Source organism: Nitrosospira multiformis, assembly GCF_900103165.1.
GTDB lineage: Bacteria > Pseudomonadota > Gammaproteobacteria > Burkholderiales > Nitrosomonadaceae > Nitrosospira > Nitrosospira multiformis_D.
Genome location: NZ_FNKY01000001.1, coordinates 3,457,312 through 3,474,980 on the forward strand (window position 1 = coordinate 3,457,312; position 17,669 = coordinate 3,474,980).

Annotated in this window: 18 protein-coding genes; 10 read left to right on the forward strand and 8 right to left on the reverse strand. The window is 56.5% G+C overall.

Going from position 1 to position 17,669, the window contains the following annotated elements:
- Positions 1 to 141 precede the first annotated feature (141 nt).
- Positions 142 to 780: a peroxiredoxin gene (locus BLR00_RS15625; RefSeq protein WP_074634033.1), complete on the forward strand. Its 639-nt coding sequence runs from the start codon at positions 142 to 144 to the stop codon at positions 778 to 780.
- 268 nt (positions 781 to 1,048) lie between these two features.
- Here BLR00_RS15625 and cysG read toward each other — a convergent pair whose 3' ends face one another.
- On the reverse strand, positions 1,049 to 2,488 hold the full coding sequence (gene cysG, locus BLR00_RS15630) for a siroheme synthase CysG (protein WP_074634034.1): 1,440 nt from the start codon (positions 2,486 to 2,488) through the stop codon (positions 1,049 to 1,051).
- Positions 2,489 to 2,915: 427 nt separating this feature from the next.
- Here cysG and BLR00_RS15635 point away from each other — a divergent pair, with 427 nt between their 5' ends.
- The 7 genes from BLR00_RS15635 (at position 2,916) to BLR00_RS15665 (ending at position 8,883) form a co-directional block, all read left to right on the forward strand.
- Positions 2,916 to 3,758: a 3',5'-nucleoside bisphosphate phosphatase gene (locus BLR00_RS15635; protein ID WP_074634035.1), complete on the forward strand. Its 843-nt coding sequence runs from the start codon at positions 2,916 to 2,918 to the stop codon at positions 3,756 to 3,758.
- A 307-nt stretch (positions 3,759 to 4,065) separates the two neighbouring features.
- Positions 4,066 to 4,698 (forward strand): L-threonylcarbamoyladenylate synthase, encoded by a 633-nt coding sequence (locus BLR00_RS15640; RefSeq protein WP_074634036.1) that lies wholly within the window; start codon positions 4,066 to 4,068, stop codon positions 4,696 to 4,698.
- The gene (locus BLR00_RS15645) at positions 4,691 to 5,338 is read left to right on the forward strand and encodes a site-2 protease family protein (RefSeq protein ID WP_074634037.1); all 648 of its coding nucleotides are present in this window, start codon (positions 4,691 to 4,693) and stop codon (positions 5,336 to 5,338) included. The genes BLR00_RS15640 and BLR00_RS15645 overlap by 8 nt, the downstream gene beginning before the upstream one ends.
- A gap of 26 nt (positions 5,339 to 5,364) precedes the next feature.
- The gene (locus tag BLR00_RS15650) at positions 5,365 to 6,567 is read left to right on the forward strand and encodes a tryptophan--tRNA ligase (protein ID WP_074634038.1); all 1,203 of its coding nucleotides are present in this window, start codon (positions 5,365 to 5,367) and stop codon (positions 6,565 to 6,567) included.
- Positions 6,568 to 6,752: 185 nt separating this feature from the next.
- Positions 6,753 to 7,559 carry a segregation and condensation protein A gene (locus tag BLR00_RS15655; RefSeq protein ID WP_074634363.1) on the forward strand — a complete coding sequence of 269 codons (807 nt, stop codon included), beginning with the start codon at positions 6,753 to 6,755 and terminating at the stop codon, positions 7,557 to 7,559.
- Positions 7,525 to 8,142, forward strand: coding sequence for an SMC-Scp complex subunit ScpB (scpB, locus tag BLR00_RS15660; RefSeq protein ID WP_074634039.1), 618 nt, complete (start codon positions 7,525 to 7,527; stop codon positions 8,140 to 8,142). Before BLR00_RS15655 ends, scpB begins: the two co-directional genes overlap by 35 nt.
- A 21-nt stretch (positions 8,143 to 8,163) precedes the next feature.
- Positions 8,164 to 8,883: an AAA family ATPase gene (locus BLR00_RS15665; protein WP_308811286.1), complete on the forward strand. Its 720-nt coding sequence runs from the start codon at positions 8,164 to 8,166 to the stop codon at positions 8,881 to 8,883.
- 112 nt (positions 8,884 to 8,995) lie between these two features.
- Here BLR00_RS15665 and BLR00_RS15670 read toward each other — a convergent pair whose 3' ends face one another.
- The 7 genes from BLR00_RS15670 to BLR00_RS15700 all read right to left on the reverse strand — a co-directional run bounded on the left by BLR00_RS15670 (position 8,996) and on the right by BLR00_RS15700 (position 16,107).
- Positions 8,996 to 11,092, reverse strand: a complete 2,097-nt coding sequence (locus tag BLR00_RS15670) for a CopD family protein (protein ID WP_074630678.1) — start codon at positions 11,090 to 11,092, stop codon at positions 8,996 to 8,998.
- On the reverse strand, positions 11,089 to 11,499 hold the full coding sequence (locus tag BLR00_RS15675) for a copper resistance CopC family protein (RefSeq protein WP_074630677.1): 411 nt from the start codon (positions 11,497 to 11,499) through the stop codon (positions 11,089 to 11,091). The genes BLR00_RS15670 and BLR00_RS15675 overlap by 4 nt, the downstream gene beginning before the upstream one ends.
- Positions 11,500 to 11,601: 102 nt before the next feature.
- Positions 11,602 to 12,141, reverse strand: coding sequence for a hypothetical protein (locus tag BLR00_RS15680; protein WP_074630676.1), 540 nt, complete (start codon positions 12,139 to 12,141; stop codon positions 11,602 to 11,604).
- 108 nt (positions 12,142 to 12,249) lie between these two features.
- Positions 12,250 to 12,825 carry a hypothetical protein gene (locus BLR00_RS15685; protein WP_074630675.1) on the reverse strand — a complete coding sequence of 192 codons (576 nt, stop codon included), beginning with the start codon at positions 12,823 to 12,825 and terminating at the stop codon, positions 12,250 to 12,252.
- A 163-nt stretch (positions 12,826 to 12,988) separates the two neighbouring features.
- Positions 12,989 to 14,236, reverse strand: coding sequence for a methane monooxygenase/ammonia monooxygenase subunit B (locus BLR00_RS15690; protein WP_074630674.1), 1,248 nt, complete (start codon positions 14,234 to 14,236; stop codon positions 12,989 to 12,991).
- On the reverse strand, positions 14,236 to 15,060 hold the full coding sequence (locus BLR00_RS15695; protein WP_074630673.1) for a methane monooxygenase/ammonia monooxygenase subunit A: 825 nt from the start codon (positions 15,058 to 15,060) through the stop codon (positions 14,236 to 14,238). The genes BLR00_RS15690 and BLR00_RS15695 overlap by 1 nt, the downstream gene beginning before the upstream one ends.
- A gap of 234 nt (positions 15,061 to 15,294) precedes the next feature.
- Complete coding sequence (locus BLR00_RS15700; RefSeq protein ID WP_074630672.1) at positions 15,295 to 16,107, reverse strand: methane monooxygenase/ammonia monooxygenase subunit C; 813 nt, start codon at positions 16,105 to 16,107, stop codon at positions 15,295 to 15,297.
- 786 nt (positions 16,108 to 16,893) lie between these two features.
- Between BLR00_RS15700 and BLR00_RS15710 the strand changes: the two genes are divergently transcribed.
- Together BLR00_RS15710 and BLR00_RS15715 are read left to right on the forward strand one after the other, a co-directional pair.
- Entirely contained in the window at positions 16,894 to 17,178 is a 285-nt protein-coding gene (locus tag BLR00_RS15710; protein WP_074634041.1) for a primosomal protein N' family DNA-binding protein, read from the forward strand.
- On the forward strand, positions 17,178 to 17,669 hold a 492-nt coding region (locus tag BLR00_RS15715; protein ID WP_256324180.1), incomplete at its 3' end, for a DEAD/DEAH box helicase family protein. The genes BLR00_RS15710 and BLR00_RS15715, both read left to right, overlap by 1 nt.

Below are 17,669 nucleotides of genomic sequence, written 5' to 3' on the forward strand. Positions count from 1 at the left end.
ATGTCACATGTCACATATGACGATCATGCGTCATCATCCACGCGCAAAATAATAATGGTTGAGTCATTGAAGCAGTCGGGCTATATTGAGGCTGGCAATTTATGACCCATTTCTAACCAACTTCAACTTAGGGAGGATGCCATGACTTTACGCTTAAGCGATATTGCACCTGATTTCGAGCAAGATTCCTCAATCGGCAAGATTAAATTTCATGAATGGATCGGAGATTCCTGGGCTGTGCTGTTTTCGCACCCCGCCGATTACACGCCAGTTTGCACGACAGAACTGGGGATGACTGCGAAACTTAAATCCGAATTCGACAAACGCAATGTTAAGGCGATCGGTTTATCGATTGATCCGGTGGAGAAGCATTCGGGATGGATCAAGGACATTGAGGAAACACAGAATTGCAACATCGGCTTCCCTATTGTTGCGGATGTGGATAGAAAGGTTGCGACCCTCTACGACATGATTCATCCAAATCAATCTGAAACCATGACGGTCCGCTCGCTGTTCATCATCGATCCAAAAAAGAAAGTGCGCCTCATGATCACGTATCCCATGAGCACCGGTCGAAATTTTGAGGAAATACTGCGCGTTCTCGATGCGCTACAACTGACCGATAATTATTCGGTGGCCACACCGGCCAATTGGAAAGATGGAGATGACGTGATTATCCCGCTGACAATTCAGGACGAAGCAGTCATCAAGCAAAAATTCCCGAAAGGTTATGAGGCGCCGCGCCCATATCTACGCATCACGCCGCAGCCGAACAAATAGAAGCCTGTTACTCGCTCGGAAACAAAAAAGCGCCCAGGTTCCGGGGCGCTTTTTTAGTAGGGCGTCCATAAGGGAAGCGCATTGCGCCGCATGTCTAGCAATGGCATTGAGAGATTTTCATATGGCTTAATGATCTGAAATTACATCCCAACGAATGTTCCAATAAAGTGGACGGCACTACTTCATACGGCGTAATGCGCTTCACTTATTAGCGCCCTACAGTTTTTATTTGTCGCAGGTGCCAGCGTGCTATGAATCAGCGTAAGTCTTACACTTTTTTACTTGCCGCGGGTTCGCCAGCGCGCAGATCTCCCTCCGGCTCGAACCACGCCAGTCTCTGGTGCAGCTTAACGACCTCGCCAACGATAATAAGAGTGGGGGGCGTGAGATGGGCCGTTGCGGTCAGATCCGGAAGGGTTTCCAGCGTACCGGTCAGTACCTTCTGATTGCGGGTGCTCGCCTGCTGCACGATGGCCGCGGGCGTTGTAGTGGACAGGCCATGCGCGATCAGTTGCCGGCACAGTACAGGTAATCCAAGCAGCCCCATATAGATCACGATGGTCTGGTTTGGCCGTGCCAGCATGAGCCAATCCAGATTGACGCTGCCGTCCTTGAGATGGCCGGTCACGAAAATGCAGGATTGGGCATAATCGCGATGGGTAAGCGGAATACCAGCATAGGATGCCGCCCCGGATGCGGCTGTAATGCCCGGCACCACCTGGAAAGGAATACCCTGGCCGGACAGCGTTTCGATTTCTTCACCGCCACGGCCGAATATAAAGGGGTCTCCTCCTTTCAGCCGCAGCACACGCTTGCCTTCTTTCGCCAGCCGCACGAGTAATTCGTTGATGGATTCCTGCGGCATGACATGCTTGCTGCGCTCCTTGCCGGCATAGATACGGGATGCATCGCGGCGCACCATGTCGAGGATCTCAGGCGACACCAGCCGGTCATACACGACCACATCCGCTTGCTGCATCAGGCGCATCGCGCGAAAAGTCAGCAACTCGGGATCTCCCGGCCCGGCCCCCACGAGATAAACCTCTCCCTGTACAGCTTCGTCCGCTTCGCTTTCCAGCGAACGCTCCAGGTAATCCTGTGCCGCCCGGTCCCGTCCGGCGAAGACCATCTCGGCAAATGGTCCCTGCAATGCTTTTTCCCAGAATATGCGCCGTTTCCCCGGATGCGAGAAATGCGATTTCACCCGCTCACGGAAACCTGCGGCATAAGCTGCAAGACGTCCATACGCCGCCGGTATCATGGTTTCCAGACGAGCCCGCAACAGCCTCGCCAATACCGGCGAGGTACCGCCACTTGAAACCGCGACCAGAACAGGGGAGCGGTCTACAATGGAAGGCATGATGAAGGAACAAAGCGCTGGATTGTCCACGACATTGACAGGGATGTGCAATTGTCCGGCAGCTGCGGAAACCTCCCGGTTGACCGCTGTGTCGCCGGTAGCGGCAATAACCAGAACAGCATTGCCCATATGATCGGGACGAAAGGCTTCGGCGCGATGAGTGATTGCTCCCCGGGGAAGTTGTTCATGCAATTGCTCACTCAGTTCGGTACATAGCTCCGGCGCTATGATTGTGATGTGAGCACCTGCGCGCAGCAGCAATGCAATCTTGCGCGCGGCGACTTCCCCGCCACCAACCACCAGGCAATTGCGATGTTTAATGTCAACGAAAATTGGCAGAAAATCCATTTATCCCATTTATTCCATTTATTCCATTTAAAAAGAGCTGTAATTCAGTTTAACCGCTTGACCATCGCTCTTTCGGTGATTTTGGCAAGCTCGCTACAACTGCTGGATTCGTAATAACGATTCTGCATTTCGTACTACTTTACCCGAAAATGCATTAGAACGAATTGGTCAAATAGGCACGAAAGGTGCGAAATTCGAACCATGACCCTGGCCAACGCCAAGGCCGCACCCGATCCGATCGCAGCAGGCGAGGAAACCGCCATCACTCCCCGGCAAACCGGCAGCATGCATTGTGCCTTAGCCCGATAGCGCATCACCCAATGTATTGAAAAGTAAGAAATTCGCCCTTCGTCCAGGCGGTTCATTTTTCATGGTGCCGCTTATTTGCTATGATGCGTCTCTTGCTTAGCGCGAAACAGCTTCTTTCATGCCCAATATTGACCTCCACTGCCATTCGACAGTTTCCGACGGCTTGCTGACGCCCACGTTATTGGTGGAACGTGCAGCCGCGTGCGGAGTGGATGTGCTGGCGCTAACCGATCACGACGACGTTGCCGGACTGGAGGAGGCGCGCCAGGTCGCCGCCGAGAAGAATATTACGTTTATCAACGGTGTGGAAATTTCCGCTGACTGGCGTGGGCAGACCTTGCATATTGTCGGGCTCGGTATAGACCCCATGCATCCGCAGCTAGCCGGGGGGCTGAAGTCCATTCGCGACGGACGCACCATGCGCGCACACAATATTGCCGCGCAACTTGATAAATTTGGTATCCGTGGCAGTTTTGAAGGGGCTCTCGCTCACGCCGGGAATGGACGGTTGATAGGCCGTACGCATTTTGCCCGTTTTCTGGTTCAGCAAGGTTACGCCAAGGATGTAAGATCCGTGTTCAAGAAATATCTGGTCAAAGGAAAACCCGGTTATGCGCCGCATCAGTGGGCGCCGTTAAGCGACGCGGTCAACTGGATATGCGGTAGCGGTGGCAGAGCCGTAATCGCTCATCCAGCACGTTATAAATTGGGCAGAGGTGCACTGGATGAGTTGATGCTGGAGTTTCGCGCCCTGGGCGGCCAGGCTATCGAGGTCGTCACCGCCAGTCACACGCTGGAGCAATCGTTGCTGTTCGCAAATCATAGCCAGCGCATGGGTTTGCTGGCTTCACGCGGCTCGGATTTCCACGGCCCGGGTGAGAGCTATTTTGACTTGGGCCGAATGCCGGAATTGCCGGCCAATTGCACGCCGGTATGGCATGATTGGAAGCAGGTGATGTAGTAGGGAGTATGTCCCACCTCCACGATCTCCAATCCTCCTGGCTATCAGGCCGTCACTTTACTGTGGTGTTGCAAACGAATTATTTCCATGGAAGCCTGCTGACTTGAGAAGCGGAGTGGAAAAGTAACTGGCGAGGTCAAATTTTGACGATTTTGATGTACGGGTTGCTGGATATCCAATAGTGATCGACCCGCGTTTTGCATGGTGTCCCCTCATCCGGTAAATGAGTGACGAGTCAACTGGCTTGTACCTTGAAATTTTAGAAGTACCCTAAAAACCAAAACTACAATCAGAGACTGTTCCTCGCGTGGCTCAATTCTTCTCCATTCACCCGGCTAATCCGCAGTCGCGCTTGATAAGACAAGCCGCGGCCATCGTACGCGCCGGCGGCGTGCTCGCCTATCCAACCGACTCCTGTTATGCGCTGGGCGGCCACCTGGGGGACAAGACGATCATGACGCGCATTCGCGCCATACGGCAAGTGGATGAGCACCACCACTTTACGCTGATGTGCCGGAACCTGGCCGAGATTTCGCATTACGCGAAAGTCGATAATCGCCAATACCGGTTACTCAAGGCAAGCACGCCCGGTAGCTATACTTTCATATTTCAGGCCACGCGCGAGGTGCCACGCCGCTTGCAACATCCGAAGCGCAACACTATCGGCCTGAGAATACCCGATCATCCGGTCGTGCAGGCACTTCTGACCGAGTTGAATGAACCGCTGCTGAGTTCCACCTTGATGCTGCCGGGAGATGAGTTCCCTCTCAATGATGCGGAGGAAATCCGCGATCGCCTCGAACACCATGTAGAACTGGTACTGGATGGCGGTGCCTGCGGTCTGGAGATGAGTACCGTGATCGACCTGACGGGTGACGAGCCGGAACTTGTACGGCAAGGAAAGGGCAGTCTCGCGCCATTCGGAATTGTGCATGGATAGTGTTATCCAGAATATCGCCATTTATGCGCTGCCGGTAATTTTTGCCATTACCCTGCATGAGGCCGCACACGGTTATGTCGCCAAGCATTTCGGCGATCTCACAGCCTACGCGCAGGGACGCGTCAGCCTGAATCCAATCCGGCATATCGATCCGGTGGGTACGATTCTGCTTCCATTGTTAACGCTGCTGCTGGGCGGCATCCTGTTTGGCTGGGCAAAGCCGGTGCCGGTTAATTTTTCGGCGCTGCGCCATCCGAAACAGGATATGCTTTGGGTGGCGCTGGCCGGACCGGGCGCGAATCTCTTCATGGCATTGCTTTGGGCGTTCGTAATCAAGCTGGGGATCAGTTTGCCGGAAAGCGATCTGGCGAGGCCCATGATACTGATGGGTGAAGCAGGCATCAAAATCAACGTGATACTCATGGTGCTGAATCTCCTGCCTTTGCCACCGCTGGACGGCGGACGCATTGCGGTAAGCCTGCTGCCTCACAACATGGCATATGGTTTTTCGAAAATTGAGCCTTATGGCTTTATGATCCTGCTATTGTTGTTGATCACTGGCGTACTCGGCGCCATCATCGGACCTTTTATTAGTATCACGATACAATTGGTGGTATGGTTTTTTGGTCTGGAAGTTTAATCAAGGATTAGCTAAGGGCAAGCAACATGTTCACTGATCGCGTTTTGTCGGGGATGCGCCCCACTGGCGGCCTCCACTTAGGGCATTACCACGGAGTGCTAAAAAACTGGGTGGAGCTGCAGCACCAATTCGAATGTCTGTTTTTTGTTGCCGACTGGCACGCTCTCACCACGCATTACGACACCCCGGAGGTCATCGAACAACATGTCTGGGACATGGTGATAGATTGGCTTGCTGCCGGTGTGGACCCGGCGCAGGCGACTTTATTCATTCAATCGCGGGTGCCGGCCCATGCCGAGTTGCATGTCCTGCTTTCCATGATTACCCCGCTGGGCTGGCTGGAACGCGTTCCCACCTACAAGGATCAGCAGGAAAAATTGACGGAAAAGGATCTGAGCACCTACGGCTTCCTGGGCTACCCCCTGCTTCAGAGCGCGGATATCCTTATTTACCGGGCTACTCGTGTACCCGTAGGCGAGGATCAGGCCCCGCATATCGAATTTACCCGCGAGATCACGCGACGCTTCAACCATATTTTCGGCAAGGAAGTCGGCTTCCAGGAAAAAGCCGAATTGGCGATAAAAAAACTTGGTTCTAAAAAATCCAAGGTCTACCGCGAACTACGAAATCGTTACCAGGAGCAGGGCGACGATGGGGCGCTGGCCGCCGCGAAATCGCTGCTTGATGAACAGCAGAACTTGAGCATGGGCGACCAGGAACGATTATTCGGCTACCTCGAGGGCGGCGGCAAGATGATACTCTCCGAACCTGAGGTCATGCTTACGCCGGCGTCGAAGATGCCGGGGCTGGATGGCCAGAAAATGTCCAAATCCTACAATAACACCATTAATCTGCGGGAGGATGAGGCTAGCGTCATAAAGAAGATCCGCACGATGCCAACCGACCCGGCGCGCGTCCGGCGCAGTGACCCGGGTGATCCCGCCAAGTGTCCGCTATGGCAATTCCACCTGGTTTACTCGAATGCGGAGACCAGGGAATGGGTACAACAGGGCTGCACGACCGCCGGTATCGGCTGTCTGGAATGCAAGCAACCTGTTATTGACGCAATACTGGCGGAACAGAAACCCATGCACGAGCGTGCCCGAATGTACGAAGAGGATCCCACGCTGGTACGTAATATCATCGCTGACGGATGTGAGAGAGCAGACAAACTGGCTCAAGAGACGATGCGTGACGTCAGGGAGGCGATGGGCTTAAATTATTTTTAGGGTGATCCCTGGAAATTCAACGTGGGCTTGTTCGCCCGCCCACCTGCCTACTCATGCCAGTCATTTATCAACTCACTTGCCAATTCACTTACCAACTCATTTACCAGCTCATTTACCAATTGAAGACAAACGAATGCCGATCGAGCCTGCAATGGTTTTGGAGGTGACGGAAGATGGCTTCCGGGATGAATGACTCTCTTCATCCCATCAGCAATCCGGTGGTGAAGATCCATGGTGAACCACTCAGGGAGTTACCACGGGATTTGTACATCCCGCCGGATGCGCTGGAAGTGTTTCTTGACACTTTCCAGGGGCCTCTTGATTTGCTGCTCTATCTTATTCGCAAACATAATCTGGACGTGCTGGATATACCCATGGCGGAACTTACGCGGCAATACATGGCCTATGTCGAAATGATGCGAGCCAATCAATTGGAGTTGGCGGCGGAATATCTCCTGATGGCCGCGGTGCTGATCGAAATCAAATCGCGCATGTTACTGCCACGCCCTGTCAATAGAGCTGAGGAAGAGGGTGATCCACGCGCTGAGCTGGTGCGCCGTTTGCTGGAATATGAGCAGATGAAAGTCGCAGCACAGCGGCTTAACGAATTGCCGCAGGCTGAACGTGATTTTGCGCTGACGCAGGTATGGATCAATCAGACCGTGGTTAAACGTCTGCCGGATATCAGCATGGATGACCTGCGTAACGCCTGGCTTGCGCTAATGGCTCGCTCGCAGGCGAACCGCCGGCATCGTATCACCCGGGATGAGCTTTCGGTTCGTGCACATATGAGCCGCATCTTGCGCCATCTCCAGGGCCATCAGTTTATCGAGTTCAATGAATTATTCAGCGCAACCGCTAGCGTAGCGGAAGTGGTGGTAACTTTTCTTGCGTTGCTGGAGTTGGTCAGGGAGAATCAGGTGGAAGTAGCACAATCTCAGGCTTTTGGAATTATTTATGTCAGACCCATCAGTTTCCTTGCCGCTGTCTAGCTTCACCGGCGCGTTCAGCCCCGGCGAGATAAAGCGAATTCTGGAAACGGCATTGCTTACAAACCAGGAACCGCTGCCGCTATCGGAATTGAGGAAATTGTTTGACGATGAGCTGAGCGCGGAAATTCTACGCAGGCTGCTTGAAGAATTGCGTGAGGACTGGGAGGGAAAAGGGATAGAGCTGGTAACAGTTGCCGGCGGCTGGCGTTTTCAAGCCAGGCCGGAGATGCAGGAATTCCTGGATCGGCTTAATCCTCAAAAACCCCCGCGCTATTCACGTGCAGTGCTTGAGACGCTTGCCATTATTGCCTATCGTCAACCGGTAACGCGCGGCGATATTGAGGAAATCCGGGGTGTCGCAGTCTCGGGTCCGGTACTTAAAGCGCTTGAGTCGCGTGGTTGGATCAGTGCCATCGGACATCGCGATGTTCCCGGCAGACCGGTCTTATATGCGACGACCATGAGTTTTCTCAATGATCTAAATCTGCGCGCTCTGGAGGAGTTGCCTCCGCTGGAGGAACTGGGTACGCTACTCGAGCCCAGCGAGAAAATGGGAAGCATGGAATTACTATCATCTTCATAATGGTGGGGAATGATCCCACCCATGCGAATCCTGCATAGCGTTCCGATAGCGGCTGGCGGTAGCGCTTGGGAGCGACGGGAAAGAGCGAAGGAGAGCGAGCTTATGGAGCAAGCGATGCGAACGATTCTGGTGGCAAACCCCAAGGGGGGGTGCGGAAAAACGACGTTGTCAACCAACCTGGCCGCTTATCTGGCCGGACAAAATCAGCGGATTGTCATGTGGGATCTGGATCGCCAGAAGTCATCACTGGACTGGCTCGCATTGCGCCCCGCTGAATTGCCGACGATTACCAGTCTGGATGCGGATCGCAATGAGATCCATCCGGATATTCCGGAAAACTACGATTGGCTTGTGCTGGATTCCCCGGCGGGTATGCACGGCAAGAATCTTGCCCATGCATTGAAACTTGCAGATAAAGTTGTGGTGCCGGTGCAGCCTTCGGTATTCGACATGGCCGCCACGCGGGATTTTCTGGATCAGCTAATGGAAGAAAAATCCGTGCGGAAGCACAAAGCATTCATCGGTATTATTGGTATGCGGGTGGACCCCCGCACTCGCGCCGCGGCTACCCTGGAACAATTTCTTGAACAGTATGATCTACCGATTCTTACTTATTTACGTGACACGATGGTGTATGTCAATGCAGCCTTCAATGGCAAGGGTATTTTTGATTTGCCACCCTATCAGGCTGAGCGCGACTTGTTGCAATGGCAGCCGATTATTGAATGGGTAAATGCCTAGCTGCCTGCGGGACTTCGCCGTCTAATAAATCCTGAAATTCATCCACAATGCACTCGCAAGAGAGGCGCTTCAATAGCACTCCGGATTAAGATCCGGGTATATATTGAGCGCCTCAATGCACATGATCGCCGGGCGGGGGGAGGATTTCCTTTTCGCGATTGAGCTGTGCGAGCTGCTGCAGCAGCATGCCGGTATTGTCCCAGCCGGGGCCGTCGGCTTCGGGGATCCAGCGCGCACGCAGGTAGCCGAAGCGGTCGACCAGGAATTCCAGGTGCGGGGGCAGGCTGCCCTCGCCCAGCAGGTCGGGCTTGTTCAGCGTGCGCCGGAACAGGGTGTAGCTGCGCACGATCTCGGCCGCACCCTGGGTGATCACTGGGAAGGGAACCTGGGCGGTCATTTGCGCGATTTCCTGCGAATCCGGATCATCCTCCGGCACCGCCAGCAGCACGGTGTTGGCGGTATTGAGCTGGGCGTTGAGCGCGCTCAGCTGCTCCATCCGTTCGCGCGAGGCCGGCCAGGAGAACATGACCAGCAGCACGTTCTTCTGGCCACGGAAGTCTTTCAGGGTGCCGCTGGAGCCGTCGTGCGCGGTGTAGGAGAAGTTGGGCGGGCCCAGGGAGGGCTGGGGCTGGTCGGGCACGACGCGCGGGCTCATCAGGCGCGCCTGGTAGCCGCGCGACATGGCGTGCAGGAAGTTGACCACGTCCCAGCGCTCTTCTTCCGAGAGTTTGTCGGCGAATACCGGCATGCCGGTATCGGGAATGCCGAAGGTCAGCCAGTGGAAGAAGTCGCCCGCGGTATGCTTGGCGGTGTGCGGTTCGGTCAGCATGTCCACCGGCGGCTTGGCAAAGGTCTTGGCCAGCACGCCATTGCCCTTGCCCTGCAGGCCGTGGCAGGCCACGCAGTTCTCGGCGAACAGGGTCGAGCCGTTGGCAATGGAGATGGTGTCGAACGGGACCGGGGTCTTGCGGTAGGTTTCCGGGTAGGCATCGATGGCCAGCGGCGGCAGTCCCACCGCCAGGGCCAGCACCGCGGCCAGCGCCGGCAGGCCGATGCGCCGCTTCTTGTCCCAGTGCCGGGCGCGCCCGTAAGCGAGCGCTCCGCCGGCCAGCAGCAGCAGGGCAATGCCTGCCCAGGCGCGCAGCATGACGCTCTCTTCTCCCCAGGTGGCGGCCAGGGAGAAGCGGAAGGTGTAGGGCCAGTTCTGGATGATGGCGTGCTTGGCCGGGACGGTATTGGCCACGATGGTGGCCAAGAGCACGATGCCCAGCGCCAGGACGAATTCGAAGCTGACCCATTTGCGCAGGCGTTGCCCCGCCGCCAGGGCCTTGTCCGTATTCTGCGGCGAGATCTGGGAGAGCAGCGGCAGCCAGGTGGCGCGCGCGCGCGCGGCAATCAGCAGTACCACGATGAGCAGGCCGATCTTGGCGTTGAGCAGCCAGCCGTACTGGGTGGAGACCATGGCGGCGTAGGTGGTGTCGACCATGCGGTCGGTGATGATGATGCCGGTGGCGATGACGGCCAGCATGACCGGCAGCGCCATGACCGAGAAACGTTTGAGCGCCTGGGCGCCGGCTTGCACCGCTTCTTCGCGCGATTGGAACAGTTCGTGGATGCGGGCAATGGCGTCGCTCTGGAGGCCGGAGGGGGCGGCCGCCGCATGGGCCGCCGGGGCGGTGCAGGCGAAACAGACGACGAGGAAAGCCGGCAGGGCGCCGAACCAGACGCTGGCCAGGATGATGTGCAGGGCGTAGGGCAGGATCGATACCACCGAGAGTTCTTCGGCCGCGGCATGGCTCGCGAGTGAGCCCACTACCAGCGTGAGGGAGGCGACCGTCGCGCACAGGAGGTAGCGCCAGCGCGCTGCGGGGGTGTAGCGGATGTAGAGGGCGATGGCGGCAACCAGGAGGGCCAGGAGCGCGCGGCCCACCCAGATGTGGCCCATACGGGTATTCTGCAGGAGGGCGAACCAGGCATCCGGCCGCCAGGCATTTTCGGTTATGCCGGTGGCCTGCGCCGTGGTGGTGGCGAGGATGCCCAGCAGGCCCAGCAGCAGCAGCAGGCCCAGCCACGGCAGGGCGCGTTGCAGCCGGGTCACCCAGGGGGAGTGGAACGATCCGGCGATGGCGAGGAAGATGCAACTGCCGACCAGGATCATGTTGGACGCAAGCTGTAACCAGCGCAGGAGCGTCGCGATGACCTCGATCATTTCTCTTGCGCTTTGCTCTTTACGGTAAAGTCGTAGGACGAGTCAACCACGTGGCCGTCCACCGATAATACCCGGAACTTGACCGTGTACTTGCCGGCAGCCAGTTCCGGCAGGGGCAGGACGATGGCTCGGGGGTCGTCGGGCGCAATCGTGGGCTTGGCGTCGGTGACGGGGGTCTTGCCGGCGTCGAGTACGGTCAGCGCCGCGTAGTCCTTTTCGACTTCTTCATTGAACCAGAGCCGCACTTGCCCCGGCGTGACGGTGAGTACCGCCCGGCGCGGCGGTTCCGCCTTGACCAGCATCGCATGCGCCAGGGCGGGCGCGCTGTGCAGGCTCGCCGCCATGGCCATCAGCAGCACACTGCCTGCCATGATCCGCTTGAGGGCGGAAACCATCCATGATTCCATTCTGACTCCTCATTCAGTCTGTCGCCCCCAAAGGGGGCGACAGTATTCATTTGACTGTATTGCCGGCGTATGGTTCGGCTTGACCTCCGGCCCGGCCGGGACTCAGGCAGGCGTGGATTTTTGCCGGCCGCGTAAAAAGAACACCGCCGCCGCACCGATGAGGGCCGCGATGGCGACGATCAGGTAGGGCGAGGTGCCTTTGGGCTCACCCACCGAGAAGGGGAAGCGCGAGACATATTCTTCCTTGTCGCGTACGGTCACCAGGCCGACAAACTTGCCAGGCTGCATGAAGTCGTATTCAAAGTTGATCGAGCCATTGGGGTAAACCTTGGCCGGGATGTGCAGGATGGTGATGGCGTCGAGGTTGCCTTCGGCGCCCGCCTGCGCGCCGGTATCGCGGATGATGCGCACTTCCGTGGGCAGGGGGCGCAGCGCTTCTTCGATATAGTCGAGGGCGACTACGGTGCGTCCCGTCGCCGGGATGTCTTCGCAGAATTCTTTTTCTTGCGTGGCTTCCGGCTGGTAGCCGGTAAAGTGCATGGTAAACGGGCCGATCGTGAGTTTGCAGATGTCGTCCGCGAGGGACAGTCCGCCGTGCGCCTGTACCGAGGTGGAAAATGGCAGGCCGATCATCGTGAGCATTAGCCCTATCAGGGCAGGTTTCAGAGTTTGTAAGGACATTATCAAAATCACCTATAAAGGAATGTTGAATCGTGTATTCTTGCCGTCCGCCTGGGTCCGCCTCTTCGCCTAGGAGCGGCGCGAAGCGCGCCAGCGCTGCATGCGCTTGGATTTCATGAGCTTGTACCCCAGCAGGGTCAGTACTAGCAGGGCGATCAAGGGCCCCACCGCGGTGCGGAATATGTGTGCATAGTTGATCATCTGTACCCGCAGGGGATACTGGTAGCGTAGCGGGGGCTGCCCTTCCGCGATGATGATGACCGTGTACAGTCCCTGGTCCAGGCTGGTTTCTCCCTTGATGACGCCATCCGGGTGGATGCTCGGGCGCAGGTAGGTCACGGTTTCATCGTCGGTCTCGCTGGTGCCTTTGATTACCCGCATGCCGATCGGCATGTCGCGCAGCGCCAGGTCCACCAGGTCCACCACCAGATAGGTGTCTCCGCTCTTGGGTATTTCCGTGCAGTATTGCGCGCTCGGTTCAAATTGGGGCTGGTAGGCGCTTAAGTGCACCATGCTGTCGCCGATCCGGCGCACGCAGTTGTCCTCTTCCAATGAGACTTTCCCATGCGCCGCCACCGCGCCGGCGTAAAGCGCCGTCACCAGGATGAGAGCCGCAGTACCCGCCTGTCTCACTTGCCTAACCACGAGCAGGTCCTCCCGTTTGGATATGACGATGATTCACTTTTTCTTTCGTCCCCGACCACGCCGATGCGAAGGTTGGGTGGTTTCATTTCACTGGCACATTAAAAAACACCGATCCACCCTTCCGTCTGGCGACGGCGGCGGACCGGTGTCATGCTTTGGTTGCTTAGAGCTTGGTGAAGACCGGTATCACTGCGCCGGCGATGCTGTTGATGTTGCGATCACCTGCATCGCTCCATGTCATCAGCAATCCGCCAAAACGGCTTTCCGGATCTCCCAGCAGCGCCATCAGCCGCTGCACTTCCCACAGCGCGTCCTTGGCTTCCATCTTGACTTCACGCGTCTCGCCAGGCTGGATCGGCGCGTCGTTGTCCATCGACAGGCCCGTGGCTACCAGTTCTTTCGGGTAGTTGCGGTCCAGGTGCTTGAGGCCCACCTTGTTGATGAAACGTACACCCGCGGTGGTGAATTCGCCTATGCGATAAGCGGTGTCGCCACTGTTGGTGATGTTCATGGTCACGCGCAGCGCCCGGCCCGGTACGTCATAGTTGGCGTGGGTCACTTTGATCGCGATGGGGTTGGGTTTCACCGGCATCGGTTGCACTTTCGATTCGCCCGCTTGAATAGGCACCGTGTACGGGTGTTTGGTTTCCGTATAGCGGTAGCCGCCCCAGACGATGCCGAAGGTGGCGATCAATACGATCCAGGCAACCTTTTTGTCCATCGGGTCCAGCAGCAGTTCGTCTCCATAGGCCAGCAGTACCCGGCTACGCGGTAAGAACATGGGCCGCGCAACGTAGTAGCCAATCCAGAAGATGCCCAGGCCCAGCCACAGCAGGTGCCAGAAGACGCCGTTGTTGTAGTTGAAGGTCTCGGTGTCGATGGTCTCGCCCGTCAGCAGTTTGACCGGGTTGGTGAAGTCATCCCAGCTGCCGGTGATGTTCATCCAGGCGGCAGGGCCGGCAATCGGGCCTGCGTCCTTGATGTTGACCATGGCGTGCATGTGATGGCGACCCGGGATGCGGGCTTTCAGCTTGACTTCAAAGGCGTAGTCGCGGCCAATTTCCAGCGGGCCCGAGATGTAGGTCGGTTCGCCGTTCAGCTTGGTGGAGAGCCGTACGAACACCGGGCTGGGGCTGCCAACGTTGAAGAACGCGCGTCCCGGTTTGCCCACCGCACGCGGCCAGTCTTCGGCCAGGTGGAATTTGCCGGTCATGGTGGCAAAGTCGTTGACTTTGGTGGTGTCAGGGCCCCATTTCATGTCGTACCATTGGATGGTACGCATGCGCAGGAACGGTTCTTGCGAGCGTTCGCCATGCGCTGCCGCCGGCGAGATGTCAAGCGTGCTCAGCGCCAGTGTGGCCATGCCGTAGAGGCCAACGACCCCTAGTTTGAACAGGTTTTTTGCGTTCATTATTTGATCCCCTCCGGAAACCCTTCTTCGCCATAGGCGGTAACGTCGTTTTTCATGGTGACCCGGCCGCGAGGACCTTTGACGTAGTAGAACGCGGTGCAGTAGAGTTTGCCAAAGTACCACCAGACGCAGAACATGAGCATGGAGACGAACGCGGAGAAGAAGGCCGCAATCACGGTGGTGTGGCCACCAAAGGTGCGTAGTGAGCCTTGTTCGATCAGCCGTACGTATTCCGGGGTGCCCGTGCGGACATACAGGAAGCCGGTGTAGTCAGCCAGGGACAGGAGAACGCCTTCGGCTACCAGCGGCAGGTGCGTCGGTCCGAATATCGGCCAGTTGCCCGGGTAGAACAAGAGTCCAAACGCGCCGCCGCCGACCAGTGCCGTGATCATCCAGTTGCGGGTGAGCAGCATGACGGTGTCCATGACCAAAGCGCCCGGTATCATGGTGGAGGGCAGTACGAAGTTGATCGGGTAGTGCGACCACCAGTAGAAGCCCCAGAAGCGGGTCAGCCATTCGCCGGTCAGCAGGCACACGATACACAGTGTCGCGCCAAACGGCAGGCGGTAGTTGACCCACAGGTAGTACATGATGGTGGCGCAGTAGGTGATGCCCACGATCGGGGTGACCACCGGCCACCATTGGCGGTCTTTCCAGTCAAGCCAGAAGTCCCAGTCGCCTGCCAGCAGCATGAAGTGCATGTGGTAGGTGCCTACCAGCAGTATGCATAAAATCGGGAAATAGACTGCGTCTATCATCCTCGACATCTTTACCGCTTCCGGCGGCATCTTGGCCGCCTTTAATATTTCGTCTGTTCTGCTCATCGTGCCCTCCCCTCAAATATGTACGATCTTTAACGTGAAAAATGGGTGCCGCTGCTGCTCAATCCTGGTGCCACTCGAGTGCCGTGGCACGCTGTTTGTGATCCGCCTTCTGTCTTCCGGGTGCCTTTTCCGGTCTTCGCCGCAGGTTCGAAGGTGTTTGGCCGGTGCTGCCCCCCGCTCTCCGGTGTTGCGGGAGCGGGCGGCCGCCCGGCCAGGTCTGTCAGGATCTGCCGCTTACGGGACGATCCGGTTGTTGAGGATGACTTTGCTCTGTCCGTTCCAGATGACGTCGGTCAGGTTGGAGTAGCGGGTGATGATCTGTGCCGCGATGCCGCCGGCAAACAGGCCCGACCAGCCCAGTATCACAAAGCCCCAGTGCAGCGGTGCGCTAAATAGTTCTTCCATGAACCAGAAGGCATGGCCCCATTCGTTCAGGCCTACGTTCGGCAGGATCATGAGCGGGCCGGCAATGGCCATCACCAGCGGGAACGAGGTCCCACGGGCGTACAGCGGCAGACGCGTCATGGCATACAGGTAGCTGGCCACGCCACAGACGATGTACATCGGGAAGGAACCATAAAATACTACCACATGGCTCGGGGTGAAGCTGGTGTCGCGGATGATGACCTGGTGCCAGGAGGCGTCTTGCTCGGTGAAGAAGCTGCCGCCCCAGTACACGCCAAACAGGTACACACCCAGCCACATCATCCAGTAGAAGTAACGCTTGACTTCCAGTTTGGGGTCCAGGTTGTCCAGGTTGGTGTCGCGTGTCTTCCAGATCCAGCCCCAGGTGACCAGCGCAAAGATCGGCATGACGATCATGTGCACCCGCCACAGTCCCATCCATACCTTCTCGAATTCCGGCTCCATCGAGTCCATGCCGTGCGAGTAGGCAAACGTCCGCTGAAACCAGATCCAGAATATCGCTACTCCCAGCATGGTGATCAGCCCAAATTTGTACCACCTTGAGTCGTACCACAGCGACATGTCGTAGTCGCGTCCGCTCGACCCCGCATGGCTGCCTGATGTTCCCAGTGTTGTTGCCATTTCTTTTATCTCCTCTTACGTTAATCAAGTACCCGCTGCTGCTCTATGCTTTCGCTGACACCGCCGCTTCCCCGTCTCCTTCCTTACACGAAGATATACGAAGACAGAATGCGCCGCCGCCATATTACTAAACCATTACATACCCACAACCCCGTAAAGACTATCCCCGAAGATGCGCCAAGTCAAGCAGTTTGTCGGACAGGCAACGGCTGAATCCCCACCCGTCTATCCACCCGGCCCTTGCTTTTTTACGGTTGAGTCCATTGTTTTAAGAAAGATGGCAGAAAACGGATTCCCTGTCCTCTTTCCAAAATGAATTGACATGTCCATTCGGCTTCAATTACGACCGCGCATCGGTTAAATTGTAAGCATATCTCATGCCAATATAGCCGTATCTTTAGAATCAGCGGGTTGAACATAATTTCCAGATCCCCCGGGCAAAACATGTAAAGAAATCCGACATTCTTGAATACCGCGGGGATTGATTGAGCATGCCACTTATCCGTCCGTTGCATTGTTTAGTCCGTTGCATTGTTTACATAGGTGCTCCGCTGTTGTTTGCAGAACTTGCAAGGATGGTATGGATAGCACGCGTAACGCAAACCGCCGGCCTCCGATCCTGATGATAAGTCATTTGTCATATATGATGACGGCTCTCGCAAAGGATCTCTACCAGCGTCCTTAATATTGTTGCGGTTCCAATCAACGGAAGATAAATCAGCGGTAGATTTTCAGAGGATAATATTCGGAATTTCCTATCAATCCAGTTCCAGTCTCCATCCCAAGATGCCTATCATTCGCGTCGCGCTCGACGTTCCTGTCAATACGTTATTCGATTATCTTGCGCAGGACATAACGGCACGGGATATCGGCTTTCGTGTGTGCGTCCCATTTGGAAAAAAGCAGATGATAGGGATGATTATGGAAGTATCCACTCACTCTCTGGTTTCGTCCCCCAAGCTCAGACATGCCGTTCACATATTCCGGGATATTCCCCCCTGCCCGCGTCATTGCTCGATTTGTTTCGATTTTGCAGTGCCTACTATCACCATCCGCTGGGCGAGGTGGTAATGAACGGCCTCCCCGGCAGGCTACGCAGTATTAAACCCGTTGTGGCGGATCCTGCCGCCGCCTCCCGATATTGCCTCACGCCCGCAGGACACGCAACCAGCCTATCAGCCATTCCCGCTCGTAGTATTGTCAAACGTCGCTTGCTGACAGGACTGAAAGAATCAGGCGTCATGCACATTGAGGAGGTAAAACGGCTTTCGCGGCGTGCACCCGCCGTATTGAGGGAATTCATAACACTACGCTGGGTCGAGGAAACATTGGCCGCTCATCCCTCCACCGTGGCTTCCCTTAGTGAAATAACTTCGCCAGGCCCTGTCCTTACCGCAGATCAGCAAAACGCCGTCAATGACATTGCCGCCAAGATAAGCGACTTCAACACGTGGCTGTTACACGGGATTACCGGCAGCGGCAAAACAGAGGTATACCTGCAACTGATTTCGCTACTGTTGCGCCAAGAACGGCAAGCACTGGTACTGGTTCCCGAAATCAAT